We start from the raw sequence: 12,191 nt of genomic DNA, 5'->3' as shown, positions 1-12,191 counted from the left end.
TCGGGTTACGCGATGAAGCCGCACACCCGACCTACAAAAGCCGTTCTAATTTCAGAGGTTTAGTTTGTAGCGGCGCAATGTTTTTGAGCATATCGTCCACCATCTGCTCCAGATCGACCTGTACTTGCCAACCCCAATCGGCGCGGGCCTGGGTGTCGTCCAGACTTTGCGGCCAACTGGCGGCAATCGCCTGGCGTTCATCCGGCGCATAACGTATCTCGAATTGTGGCAATACGCGCTGAATCGCTTGCGCCAATTGTTGCGGGTTAAAGCTGACGCCCGCCACATTGTAGGAAGAGCGCACCCGGATTTGCGCTGCCGGCGCGTCCATCAGCGCGATGGTGGCGCGGATTGCGTCGGGCATGTAGATCATCGGCAAGGTGGTGTCGGGGCCGAGATAGCACTGATAACAATCGCCTTGCAACGCTGCATGGAAGATGGCAATCGCGTAATCGGTGGTGCCGCCGCCGGGCGGCGACTTGTAGCTGATGATGCCGGGATAGCGAATGCTGCGCACATCGACGCCGAATTTATGGAAATAATATTCGCACAGGCGTTCGCCGGCCAACTTGCTGATGCCGTAAATGGTGGTCGGGTCCATGATCGTGGTTTGCGGCGTAGCCACGACTGGCGTATTCGGGCCGAAGGCGGCAATCGAAGACGGCCAGAATACCCGCAACGGCGTGCCGGCCTGGCTGCGCTTGCGCGCGATTTCCAGGATATTCAGCAAGCCGTCCATGTTCAGGGTCCAGGCGCGCAAAGGGGCTTGCTCGCCGGTGACGGACAGCAATGCGGCCAGTTGGTATACCTGCGTGATGTGATGGTGGTCGATCAGTTGCGCCATGCGCGCCGCATCCAGCACGTCGAGCTGTTCATATTGCGCCGCGCCATGCAGATTGCTGCCGATATCGGATGCAATCACATGGTCTGCACTGTGTTGCGCCGACAGCGCCAGCACTAGCTCGCTGCCGATTTGTCCATTCGCGCCAATAACTAAAATTTGTTCCATTGCGGTATTCCTTATTGATTCAGCAAACCAAGCTCGCGCCCGGCTTGCGCAAAAGCGGCCAGCGCCACATCCAGTTGTTCAGTGCTATGCGCGGCCGACAATTGCACCCGCACTCTGGCCTGCCCCATCGGCACTACCGGATAAAAAAATCCGGTCACCAGCACGCCGAGTGCATACAGGCGTTGCGCAAACTGTTGCGCCACTTTGGCGTCGAACAGCATCACCGGCACTACAGGATGGGTGCCGGGCTTGATGGTGAAACCCAAGGTGGCGATTTCACGCCGGAAATAACCCGTATTGGCATGCAAGCGGTCGCGGAGTTCCGTCGATGCTGACAGACGCTGCAATACTGATAGCGATGCGCCGGCGATCGAGGGTGCCAGCGTGTTGGAAAACAGATACGGGCGCGATTTCTGGCGCAGGGTATCGATCACTTCGCGCTTGGCTGCAGTGAAGCCGCCCATCGCGCCGCCCAACGCTTTGCCCAGCGTGCCGGTGATGATATCGACGCGCCCCATTACGGCGTGATGCTCGTGCGTGCCGCGTCCGGTCGCGCCCATGAAGCCGGAGGCGTGACATTCGTCGATCATCACCAATGCGCCATAACGGTCGGCCAGATCGCAAATCTTATCGAGCTGCGCAATCGTGCCATCCATCGAAAACACGCCATCGGTCGCAATCAGCGTATGGCGCTTGCCGGCTGCGGCGGCGGCTTGCAATTGCAACTCCAGATCCGCCATGTCGTTGTGCTGGTAACGGTAACGCGCCGCCTTGCACAGCCGGATGCCGTCGATGATGGAGGCGTGATTCAGCGCATCCGAGATAATTGCATCCTGCTCATCGAACAGCGGTTCGAACACGCCGCCGTTGGCATCGAAGGCCGCCGCATACAAAATCGTGTCTTCCATCCCGAGAAAATCCGACAACGCGCGTTCCAGTTGCTTGTGGACAGTTTGCGTTCCGCAGATGAAACGCACCGAAGACAGGCCGTAGCCGTATTGTTCGGTAGCTTTGATGGCAGCTTGCACGGTGGCTTCGTCGCCCGACAAGCCCAGATAATTGTTGGCGCACAGATTGATCAGGCTGCGGCCATCGTCGCACACCACTTCTGCGCCTTGGCGCGATGCCAGCACGCGTTCTTGCTTGTACAAACCTTGTTCGCGCAAGGCATCGAGTTTTTCGCTCAAGTTGTTGATAAATAATTGCTTATTGTTAGGTTGTGCGCTCATGTTGGTCTCGTGTTGTTGTTGGGGTTTGCACCTGAACATCGATACTGCAGCATTTTGTGAAAACACTCTGTTACGATGTGCGAAAATTCACTCATATACAATATTCCAATATACAGAACTAATATTCGATATAATGGATATTACTAACAGAAGAAAATTTTTGCAATGATGAAAAGCAATCAACCCGCTAATTCCCCGCCTAGAATCGGTGCCACTTTGCAAAAAATGCGACTTGAACGTGGCTTGACGCTGGAGGATTTATCGCGTGTGGCTGGCGTTTCGAAGTCGATGCTGTCCCAGATCGAACGCGAAAAAGCCAATCCGACCATTGCCATCACCTGGCGTTTGGTCAATGCATTGGGAGTCGGCATTGGCGAATTGCTGACCAGCCAAACCCCGGAAGCGACAACCATACGCACCCTGGAAGCGCATGAAACCCCGACTCTGCCCGGCGATCATGCCGGCTATGTGATGCGCATCCTCGGCCCGATGGAACTGGCCGGCAAATTCGAATGGTATGAGTTAACGCTGGCGCCGAATGGCGAATTGGCATCCAATCCGCACGACCCCGGCACGGTGGAACACCTGAGCTTGCTCAACGGTGCAATAGAACTGGAAGTCGGCAGCGAAAAGAAAAAACTGAAAATCGGCAGCACCGCCCGCTACCCGGGCGACCAGCAACACGCTATTCGCAACACCGGCAAAACCGAAGCCAGGGCGCTGATGGTGGTGATTCACCGATAAAGCAGGTGTGTCGCCCTCAGTGCCTGCACTATTTCTTCCTATTATTAATGTTGATTTTAGGCATCACAAACATTCATGAAATATATAACTGACATTTAGATTTAGCATTTGCGATCGATTTGTTTAGGCTACATACTAATTGAATCGTTTTTGCTTCGACCCCAATCAAGATTGATTTCAGCCCGCTCACGAAGTGGGCTTTTTTATGTATCATTTTCCCCCGTGGCAGCGCCGTCTGCCTTGCAGAGCAATATGAATGAGGATTGAAAAATGCTTGAAAAATATCTGGATCGTATCCGTTTGCCCCTATTACATAGCAAGGTGACCACTGCGGCAGCTGCCGCCGAGTGGGTGCAAGATGGTATGACTGTCGGCATGAGCGGCTTTACCCGCGCCGGCGACGTCAAAAAGGTGCCGCTGGCACTGGCCGAGCGGGCTCGCCATGAAAAACTGAAAATCACGCTGATAACCGGCGCCTCGCTCGGCCACGATGTCGACAAGATATTGACCGAGGCCGGCGCGCTGGCGCGCCGGATGCCATTCCAGGCGGACCCGGTGCTGCGCGCTGCAATCAATCGCGGCGAAGTGATGTATATCGATCAACATCTGTCGGAAACGGTTGAAATGCTGCGCACCAGACAGCTCGCGCCGATTGACATCGCCATCGTTGAAGCCATCGCCATCACCGAAACCGGGGCCATCGTTCCTTCCACCTCGGTGGGTAACACTGCCAGCTTTGCGATTTTTGCCGAAAAAGTGATTGTCGAAATCAACCTGACCCAATCGCTGGAACTGGAAGGTCTGCACGATATATTCATCCCTAAACACCGGCCGCAACGCGAACCGATTCCGCTGATGACGCCGCATGACCGGATTGGCACTACGGCAATTGAAATTCCATTCGAAAAAATCGTCGCCATCGTCATTACCGACGAGAAGGACAGTTCCTCGACCATCCTGCCGGCCGATGCAGAAACCGCCGCCATCGCCGGCCATCTGGTCAATTTTTTCAAGCAGGAAGTGGCACTGGGACGATTGACCGACAGTCTGTTGCCGATCCAAGCCGGCATCGGCACCATCGCCAACGCGGTGATGATGGGTTTTGTCGATAGCCCGTTCGAACACCTGACGATGTATTCCGAGGTGCTGCAGGACTCCACCTTTGACCTGTTCGACGCCGGCAAACTCGATTTTGCTTCCGGTTCCTCGATTACCCTGTCGAGAGAAAAGAGCAAGCAAGTTTTTGGCGATATCGCCCGCTACAAGGATCGTCTGGTATTGCGTCCGCAGGAAGTCACCAACCATCCTGAAGTCATTCGCCGGCTTGGCATCATCGCCATCAATACCGCGCTCGAAGCGGACATCTACGGCAATGTGAATTCGACCCATGTGCTGGGCACGCACATGATGAACGGCATCGGCGGCTCGGGCGATTTTGCGCGCAACGCGTATCTGTCGGTATTTGCCACCAAATCGATCGCCAAGGGCGGCAAGATATCCAGCATCGTGCCGATGGTGTCGCATGTCGACCACACCGAACACGATGTCGATATTCTGGTCACCGAAATCGGTCTGGCCGACCTGCGCGGACTAGCGCCACGCGAACGGGCCCAAGTCATCATCAATCAGTGCGTGGCAGAGCCTTACCGCCAACTCCTCAACGAGTATGTGGCAAAAGCAAATCAGGGCGGCGGACAAACGCCGCACGTGCTGGAACAAGCATTTTCGTGGCACACCCGCTACCGCGACAGCGGTTCCATGCTGCCGCCGGGCACCCATCCGGCGCCGGAAATCGAACTGATTCGCTTGTTGTCCGAACCGCTTGAAAGTCCCGAAACGCTTGCAGTCTAGGCGGCAAACATAAATTAAATGATGGGGGTATGCCAAATAAAATGGCATTTCCCGCATAATTATATTGCGGCGTGTAAATATACAGACCATTGTATATTTACACGCCGTTTTACTTTCCTGCGGCCGAAAACAGACCGTTCAACTTTAGTAGTGCTGGCCGCCGTGCCTGCAATCGGACGCATCATCTTGCATAAATCATTTCTAATCACTATGATTAAAACTGACGAAAATGTAAAAGGAAATGGAATGGCGCAGACAGATACCAAAGTGTTCACCGCACACGTACCGCTGCCGCTGGCTGAAAAAGTAGATCAGTTGGCAGTTCGCCTCGAACGCTCGCGCGGCTGGATCGTCAAGCAGGCGCTGTCGGCCTGGATCGATCAGGAGGAAGAACGCAGCCGTTTGACCCGCGAAGCGTTGGCCGATGTGGACGCCGCGCGCTTCATCGACCACCAGGCCGTGCAGGCGTGGGCCGATAGTCTCAGCACTGCCCAGCCGCTACCGGCGCCCCGTTGATGGAACTGAAGTGGACCAGCAAAGCGCTCTCTGACCTGACGCGGCTGTATGACTTCTTGGCTCCGGTGAACAAACCGGCCGCTGCGTGTACTGTGCAGGCGGTTACTGCCGCGTCAACTAGTCTGCTGAAGAATCCGCGTATTGGTGAAAAACTGGAAGAGTTCGAGCCGCGCGAGGTCCGACGGATTCTCGTCGGGCATTATGAGATACGCTACGAAATCCAGGAATCCACGATCTACGTGTTGCGGCTATGGCACACACGCGAAGACCGGGTGTGATACCTGACGGAAGCGAATAAATACGAATTTATGTCGGAGTATGCCAAATAACATGGTATTTCCCGCATAATTACATTGCGGCGTGTAAATATACAGACCATTGTATATTTACACGCCATTTTACTTTCCTGCGCTCGAAAACGGGCCGTTCAACTTTTCCAAGTTATACCCGGCGGCATTGTATCGTTGCCGCATCTTTTTGCAAGGCATCGATCAATGGCTGCGGAATCGGTCCATCCACGTCGGTGACCGCATAGCCGAGCGCGCCGCGGGTTTGCAGTTGCTGGGCGACGATATTCAGGCCGAACTGCGCGAACTGCAGGTTCATGCGGGCGATCACGCCAGGCTCGTTACGATGCACATGCAGGATGCGACTGAAATCGCCCTTGTCCTGATGCGCCACTTCCGGGAAGTTGACCGCCGACTTGGTAGTGCCTGCCTGCAGAAAACGCGCCAGCTTGTCGGCCACTTCGAAGCCGATATTTTCCTGCGCTTCTTCGGTGCTGCCGCCGATATGCGGGGTCAGGATCACGTTGTCGAGATCGAGCAAAGGCGATACGAACGGTTCTTTCTCGTTGCTCGGCTCGACCGGAAACACATCTATCGCCGCCCCCGCCAGTTTCTTGTCGCGCAACGCGCGGTCGAGCGCATCGATATCGACCACATTGCCGCGCGATGCATTGATCAGCACCGCCGACGGCTTCATCTGCGCGATGCACTCGGCATTCATGATGTTTTCAGTGCTGTGCAAGCCCGGCACATGCAAAGTGACGATATCGGCCTGTTCCAGCAATGCTTGCATCGATGGCACCGGCGTGGCATTGCCCAGCGGCAGCTTGTTTTCAGGGTCAAAGTAGACCACCCGCATGCCGACGCTTTCAGCCAGGATGCCGACCTGGGCGCCGATATTGCCATATCCGATAATCCCGATCACCTTGTTCCGGACTTCAAACGCGCCCTGCGCATTCTTGTCCCAGACACCGCGATGCGCGTTGGCGTTCTTCTCCGGGATGCGGCGCAACAGCAGAATGGCTTGCGCAATCACCAGCTCGGCCACCGAACGGGTATTCGAAAACGGTGCATTGAACACCGGCACGCCATGCGCCGCCGCCGCAGCGAGATCGACCTGGTTGGTGCCGATGCAAAAGCAGCAGATGGTTTTCAGCTTGGGCAAGGCCGCCAAGACTTCGGCGGTGAGGTGGGTGCGCGAACGGATACCGACCGCATCCGCGTCCAACAACGCGGCAATCAGTTCCGGCCCCGATAATGCAGCCGATATCTGCACCACATCGGTCAGGCCGAACGCGGCCAGATGGGCCGCAGCATTCGGGTGAATATTTTCCAGCAGGACTATCTTGCGCATTGTTTTTTCCATTTGCAGGTTAAGAGGCATTTGAAATAAATATTAACATGGCAGGCAAAAGCGGGTTGCCGGCAGCTTCAATTTCGCTGCGCTAACAAGCCACCCTCTAAGAAAATAATTGTCAGCTCGTTTATAATTCTTCTTTAACCGATTCTTAAGCTATTTACGCTTACTGCTACTCATTATGTCTTCTATTTCAATTAAAACTCCTGACGATATCGTTGGTATGCGGATCGCCGGCAAACTCGGCGCGGACGTCCTGGATTTCATTGCGCCCTATGTCAAGGTCGGCGTGACTACGGGCGAGCTCGACCGCCTGTGTCATGAATACATGACCGACGTGCAAGACACTATTCCGGCACCGCTGAATTATTGCCCGCCCGGCTACACTCCTTTTCCGAAAGCCATTTGCACCTCTGTCAACGACGTTATATGTCACGGGATTCCGGGCGACAAAGTACTCAAGAATGGCGACGTTATTAATCTTGACATTACGATCATCAAGAACGGCTATCACGGCGACACCAGCCGCATGTTCTTTGTGGGCGAGCCATCGATTCTAGCCCGGCGCTTGAGCTTGATTACCTATGAATGCATGTGGCTGGGCATTTCGAAAATCAAGCCCGGTGCGCATCTGGGCGATATCGGTTTCGTTATCCAGCAGCACGCCGAAAAGGCGGGTTACAGCGTCGTGCGCGAATTCTGCGGCCACGGCATTGGCAAGGTATTTCATGAAGAGCCGCAAGTACTCCACTACGGCCGTCCTGGCACGCTCGAAGAGCTGGCACCGGGCATGATTTTCACGGTGGAGCCGATGATCAATGCCGGACGGCGCGAACTGCGCGAAATGGGTGATGGCTGGACCATCAAAACCAAGGATCGCAGCCTTTCCGCGCAATGGGAACACATGATTTTGGTGACTGAAACAGGCTATGAAGTGCTGACCCTATCTCCCGGCATGCCGCAACCACCGGCATTTATTACCAATACGCCAGCCAGCATAGTCACATTCTGAAGATGGCATCGCTAGCACTGGCACTGGCACTGAAGGAACAACTGAAGTCGGAACGGCAAACTGCCATCCTGGCATTCCAGGCGGATAGCAAGCCTGACAAGCTCCTGAAGACCTTGCGCAAGAATGTCGATGTCGCACTGATACAAGCCTGGCAAGCGCTGGCGTTGCCTGCTTCGGTGGCTTTGGTTGGCGTTGGCGGCTATGGCCGCGGCGAGTTATTCCCTTGTTCGGATGTGGATTTGCTCGTGCTGTTGCCATCCAGTCCGGATGCACAGCTCCAGTCAAAACTGGAACAACTGGTGCAGCTACTGTGGGATATCGGGCTGGAAATCGGTCACAGCATTCGCACTATCGACGAGTGCCTGAGCGAGTCCGAGGCCGACATTACGGTTAAAACCGGCCTGCTGGAAGCCCGGCTGGTGACTGGCAACAAAAAGTTGTTCCAGTTTCTCCAGGCCCGGTACATGGCGGCGATGAATCCGCAGACTTTTTTTCAAGCCAAAATGCTGGAACTGCGTCAGCGCCATGCGAAATATGAAGACACCCCGTACAGCCTGGAGCCGAACTGCAAGGAAAGTCCTGGCGGATTAAGGGATCTGCAAGTCATTCTGTGGGTCGCAAAAGCGGCCGGACTGGGCAATTCCTGGCGCGAACTGGCCGAAAGAGGCTTGATCACGGCCACCGAAGCGCGCCAGTTGACGCAGAAAGAACGGGCCTTCACGGATATCCGCATACGTCTGCACATCCATGCCGGCCGGCGCGAAGACCGTTTGCTGTTCGATGTGCAAACGCCGATCGCCGAAACCTTCGGCTTCGTCACCACCGATGCCTGCCGGGCCAGCGAATTCCTGATGAAACGCTATTATCGGGCCGCAAAAATTGTGACCCAATTGAATACAATTCTGCTGCAAAACATCGAAGTGCAGCTGTTTCCGCTACCGATCAATTCGCGCGCGATCAACGAGCGCTTCAATGAAGTCAACGGTTTCATCGATATCGCGCAGAACGACACTTTTGTGACCAGTCCTTCCGCAATGCTGGAAGTATTCCTGCTGCTGGCGCAGCATTCCGACCTGGAAGGCATGACGGCGCGCACCTTTCGCGCCTTATGGCATGCCCGCTTCGAAATCGATGACAGTTTCCGGCGCGCACCAGCCAATCGGGCATTATTTCTTGCCATCCTGAAGGCGCCGCAAGGAATCACGCATGCGCTCAGGGGGATGAACCAGACCAGCATTTTGGGCCGCTATCTGCCCAATTTCAGGCGCATCGTAGGCCAGATGCAGCACGATTTATTCCATGCATACACGGTAGACCAGCATATCTTGATGGTGGTGCGCAATGTGCGGCGCTTCACGATGACCGAGCATGCGCACGAATATCCATTCTGCAGCCAGTTGATGGGTAACTTCGCCCAGCCTTGGTTGCTGTATATCGCAGCCTTGTTTCACGATATTGCAAAAGGCCGCGGCGGCGACCATTCCAGGCTGGGAATGGTCGATGCCAGTAAATTCTGCAAGGATCACGGCTTAAGCAAAGTGGACACCGAGCTGATCGTTTTCCTGGTCGAAAACCATCTGACCATGTCGCAAGTCGCGCAAAAAAAAGATTTGTCGGACCCCGATGTGATCCTCAATTTTGCCCAAATGGTAAAGGACGAACGCCATCTGACTGCACTGTATTTGCTGACTGTAGCCGACATTCGTGGCACCAGCCCCAGAGTCTGGAATGCCTGGAAAGGCAAACTGCTGGAAGACCTGTACCAACTGACGTTGCGGGTGCTGGGCGGCGAATCGCCTTCCACCGACCGCGAATTCCGGAACCGGCAGGAAAAGGCGCTCAAGATGCTGCGCCTGTACGGCTTGCCGTCAAACGCCCACGAAGCGCTCTGGAAACAACTCGATGTCGCCTACTTTTTGCGCAGCGATGCTGCCGATGTCGCCTGGCAAACCCGCTCGCTGTATGACAAGATCGACAGCCAGGTGCCGATCGTCAAGAGCCGGCTGGCGCCGATCGGCGAAGGCTTGCAGGTAACGGTCTACACCCGCGACCAGCCCGATCTGTTTGCCCGTATCTGCAGTTACTTCGACCGCAAGAATTTCAGCATTCTCGATGCCAAGATCCACACCACCAAACACGGTTATGCACTCGATACCTTTTTCGTCACGGAATCGACTTTCGCCAATAACTATCGCGACATCATCAACCTGATAGAACACGAGTTGACCGAACTGCTGCGGAGCTCGGCACCATTGACGGCGCCGAGCCAAGGTCGCCTGTCGCGCCTGTCGCGCACTTTCCCGATCAAGCCGACCGTCGATTTGCGCCCGGACGAACGCGGCCAATATTATCTGCTATCGGTTGCCGCCAACGATCGCAACGGTTTGCTGTATGCGATTGCGAATGTGCTGGCGAAATACAAGGTGAATCTGCACATGGCAAAAATCATGACGCTGGGCGAGCGGGTCGAAGACGTTTTCCTGATCGACGGCCCGATACTGAATAACGCCAAAACCCAAATCAAGCTCGAAACCGATTTACTGGAAGCGCTGCGGGTATAACCATGGGCGTATAATTGCGCCCCTCCAATCGGGGCTTTCGCAGGCCGCGACCTCGCACTCACACTAAAATTGATACTTATCGCCATGTCTGAACCCCTTCGCTTATCCAAACGCATGTCTGAACTAGGTCTTTGCTCGCGGCGCGAAGCCGACGAATGGATCGAACGCGGCTGGGTCCGCGTCGATGGCGCGGTGGTGTCAGTGCTGGGCAGCAAAGTCTTGCCTAGCCAGAAAATCACGGTCGAACGTCAAGCCAGTGCCGAACAATCCAAACGCGTCACGATACTGATCAATAAACCGATGGGCTATGTCAGCGGTCAGGCTGAAGACGGCTACATACCTGCGATTGCGCTGGTGAAAGCCGAAACCCGATGGCAGGAAGACGCGGCACCGGAAAAATTCCACCCGACCCAATTGCGCAGCCTGGTGGCCGCCGGGCGACTGGATATCGATTCGGTCGGCCTGCTGGTCTTGACGCAGGATGGCCGCGTCGCCAAGCATTTGATCGGTTCCGACACCAGCGTCGAGAAGGAATACCTGGTCAGGGTGAAATACGGCAAAGCGGGGACGTTGCCCGAGGACCAGCTAAAACGCCTGAATCACGGCCTGATGCTCGACGGCAAGTCGCTGCTGCCCGCAAAAGTAAAATGGCAAAACGAGGATCAACTCAGCTTTACTCTGCGCGAAGGCAAAAAAAGACAGATTCGCCGCATGTGCGACATCGTTGGGTTGGAGGTGCTCGGTCTGAAGCGGGTACGGATTGGCAATGTCAAACTGGGCGACTTGCCAACCGGCGAATGGCGTTATTTGCGGGCTGACGAGCGCTTCTGAGAGCTCGTTACGCGCCCTGTAGGTGCGAATTTATTCGCACTCTTTACTCTTTCATGCGAGCTTGTGCGAATAAATTCGCACCTACGTACATGCGTACCGATTAGTTATCGATATAAATTAACTGGGAGTATCATCAAAAACACCCGGCTTCCCGCATATTTTATATGCAGCATATACAAATACCAATAGCAGTATAGATATCACATCAAACGCGACCAGAAAATCTGCTGCAATCGCCGGCAGCCGCGCTCAAATATTCTCATTCGTCGCTATCCGCTTCCAACTCGGGAAACAGCACGTCCACATAACCGAACTGCGTCATGTCCCTGATGCGCATCGGGTACAGGATGCCTTCCAGGTGATCGTATTCATGCTGCACCACGCGGGCATGGAAATCTTCCACATCGCGGCTGATGATATTGCCGAACTGGTCCATGCCTTCGTAATGCAGCATCTTCCAGCGCGGCACCATACCGCGCAGACCCGGCACCGACAGACAGCCTTCCCAGCCATCCTCGGTTTCCTGCGACAGCGGCGTCAATTGCGGATTGATCAAAACCGTTTCCGGCACTGCCGGTGCATCCGGATAGCGGGTATTTTTCCCGAAGCCGAAGATGGCCAGTTGCAGGTTGATCCCGATCTGCGGCGCGGCGAGTCCCACGCCTTTGACCGCATGCATGGTGTCGAACATGTCTTTGATCAATTCATCCAGTGCGGCGCTGGCAAAGTCCGTCACCGGCTCCGCTTTACGCAACAACCTTGGGTCGCCCATTTTTAAAATTGGCCGGATCATG

The 12,191-nt window shown here is 55.1% G+C and carries 11 protein-coding genes; 7 read left to right on the top strand and 4 right to left on the bottom strand.

Annotated elements, in window-relative coordinates:
* Positions 1-31: 31 nt before the first annotated feature.
* Positions 32-1,009 (bottom strand): NAD-dependent epimerase/dehydratase family protein, encoded by a 978-nt coding sequence (locus KGFNPO_RS06660; protein ID WP_472633777.1) that lies wholly within the window; start codon positions 1,007-1,009, stop codon positions 32-34.
* A gap of 11 nt (positions 1,010-1,020) precedes the next feature.
* Positions 1,021-2,238, bottom strand: a complete 1,218-nt coding sequence (gene kbl, locus KGFNPO_RS06655; protein ID WP_472633775.1) for a glycine C-acetyltransferase — start codon at positions 2,236-2,238, stop codon at positions 1,021-1,023.
* Between the two features lie 168 nt (positions 2,239-2,406).
* On the opposite strand from kbl, the gene KGFNPO_RS06650 reads away from it, so the two are divergent.
* The 4 genes from KGFNPO_RS06650 (at position 2,407) to KGFNPO_RS06635 (ending at position 5,627) form a co-directional block, all read left to right on the top strand.
* The gene (locus KGFNPO_RS06650; protein WP_472633773.1) at positions 2,407-2,982 is read left to right on the top strand and encodes a helix-turn-helix domain-containing protein; all 576 of its coding nucleotides are present in this window, start codon (positions 2,407-2,409) and stop codon (positions 2,980-2,982) included.
* A gap of 270 nt (positions 2,983-3,252) precedes the next feature.
* A complete protein-coding gene (locus tag KGFNPO_RS06645) occupies positions 3,253-4,833 on the top strand; it encodes an acetyl-CoA hydrolase/transferase family protein (protein ID WP_472633771.1) in 1,581 nt (526 codons plus the stop codon).
* A 246-nt stretch (positions 4,834-5,079) separates the two neighbouring features.
* Positions 5,080-5,349, top strand: coding sequence for a CopG family ribbon-helix-helix protein (locus KGFNPO_RS06640; protein ID WP_472633769.1), 270 nt, complete (start codon positions 5,080-5,082; stop codon positions 5,347-5,349).
* Complete coding sequence (locus KGFNPO_RS06635) at positions 5,349-5,627, top strand: type II toxin-antitoxin system RelE/ParE family toxin (RefSeq protein WP_472634408.1); 279 nt, start codon at positions 5,349-5,351, stop codon at positions 5,625-5,627. The genes KGFNPO_RS06640 and KGFNPO_RS06635 overlap by 1 nt, the downstream gene beginning before the upstream one ends.
* 163 nt (positions 5,628-5,790) lie before the next feature.
* On the opposite strand, the gene serA is transcribed toward KGFNPO_RS06635, so the two are convergent.
* Entirely contained in the window at positions 5,791-7,020 is a 1,230-nt protein-coding gene (serA, locus tag KGFNPO_RS06630; protein ID WP_472633767.1) for a phosphoglycerate dehydrogenase, read from the bottom strand.
* 154 nt (positions 7,021-7,174) lie between these two features.
* On the opposite strand from serA, the gene map reads away from it, so the two are divergent.
* The 3 genes from map (at position 7,175) to KGFNPO_RS06615 (ending at position 11,397) form a co-directional block, all read left to right on the top strand.
* On the top strand, positions 7,175-8,005 hold the full coding sequence (map, locus tag KGFNPO_RS06625; RefSeq protein WP_472633766.1) for a type I methionyl aminopeptidase: 831 nt from the start codon (positions 7,175-7,177) through the stop codon (positions 8,003-8,005).
* A gap of 2 nt (positions 8,006-8,007) precedes the next feature.
* Positions 8,008-10,566 carry a [protein-PII] uridylyltransferase gene (locus tag KGFNPO_RS06620; RefSeq protein WP_472633764.1) on the top strand — a complete coding sequence of 853 codons (2,559 nt, stop codon included), beginning with the start codon at positions 8,008-8,010 and terminating at the stop codon, positions 10,564-10,566.
* A gap of 84 nt (positions 10,567-10,650) precedes the next feature.
* Positions 10,651-11,397 carry a pseudouridine synthase gene (locus KGFNPO_RS06615; protein ID WP_472633762.1) on the top strand — a complete coding sequence of 249 codons (747 nt, stop codon included), beginning with the start codon at positions 10,651-10,653 and terminating at the stop codon, positions 11,395-11,397.
* A 259-nt stretch (positions 11,398-11,656) separates the two neighbouring features.
* Here KGFNPO_RS06615 and def read toward each other — a convergent pair whose 3' ends face one another.
* Positions 11,657-12,190, bottom strand: coding sequence for a peptide deformylase (gene def, locus KGFNPO_RS06610; RefSeq protein ID WP_472633760.1), 534 nt, complete (start codon positions 12,188-12,190; stop codon positions 11,657-11,659).
* Position 12,191 lies beyond the last annotated feature (1 nt).

This window comes from Gelidimonas diazotrophica (genome assembly GCF_055694025.1).
Note: the sequence above shows the minus strand (reverse complement) of the source record. Positions and strands in the feature narration are given on the sequence as shown.

Bases quoted from the DNA above. Each gene is read 5' to 3' on its own strand.
- KGFNPO_RS06660 (WP_472633777.1), bottom strand. From the start codon at position 1,009: ATGGAACAAATTTTAGTTATTGGCGCGAATGGACAAATCGGCAGCGAG.
- kbl (WP_472633775.1), bottom strand. From the start codon at position 2,238: ATGAGCGCACAACCTAACAATAAGCAATTATTTATCAACAACTTGAGC.
- KGFNPO_RS06650 (WP_472633773.1), top strand. From the start codon at position 2,407: ATGAAAAGCAATCAACCCGCTAATTCCCCGCCTAGAATCGGTGCCACT.
- KGFNPO_RS06645 (WP_472633771.1), top strand. From the start codon at position 3,253: ATGCTTGAAAAATATCTGGATCGTATCCGTTTGCCCCTATTACATAGC.
- KGFNPO_RS06640 (WP_472633769.1), top strand. From the start codon at position 5,080: ATGGCGCAGACAGATACCAAAGTGTTCACCGCACACGTACCGCTGCCG.
- KGFNPO_RS06635 (WP_472634408.1), top strand. From the start codon at position 5,349: ATGGAACTGAAGTGGACCAGCAAAGCGCTCTCTGACCTGACGCGGCTG.
- serA (WP_472633767.1), bottom strand. From the start codon at position 7,020: ATGCCTCTTAACCTGCAAATGGAAAAAACAATGCGCAAGATAGTCCTG.
- map (WP_472633766.1), top strand. From the start codon at position 7,175: ATGTCTTCTATTTCAATTAAAACTCCTGACGATATCGTTGGTATGCGG.
- KGFNPO_RS06620 (WP_472633764.1), top strand. From the start codon at position 8,008: ATGGCATCGCTAGCACTGGCACTGGCACTGAAGGAACAACTGAAGTCG.
- KGFNPO_RS06615 (WP_472633762.1), top strand. From the start codon at position 10,651: ATGTCTGAACCCCTTCGCTTATCCAAACGCATGTCTGAACTAGGTCTT.
- def (WP_472633760.1), bottom strand. From the start codon at position 12,190: ATGATCCGGCCAATTTTAAAAATGGGCGACCCAAGGTTGTTGCGTAAA.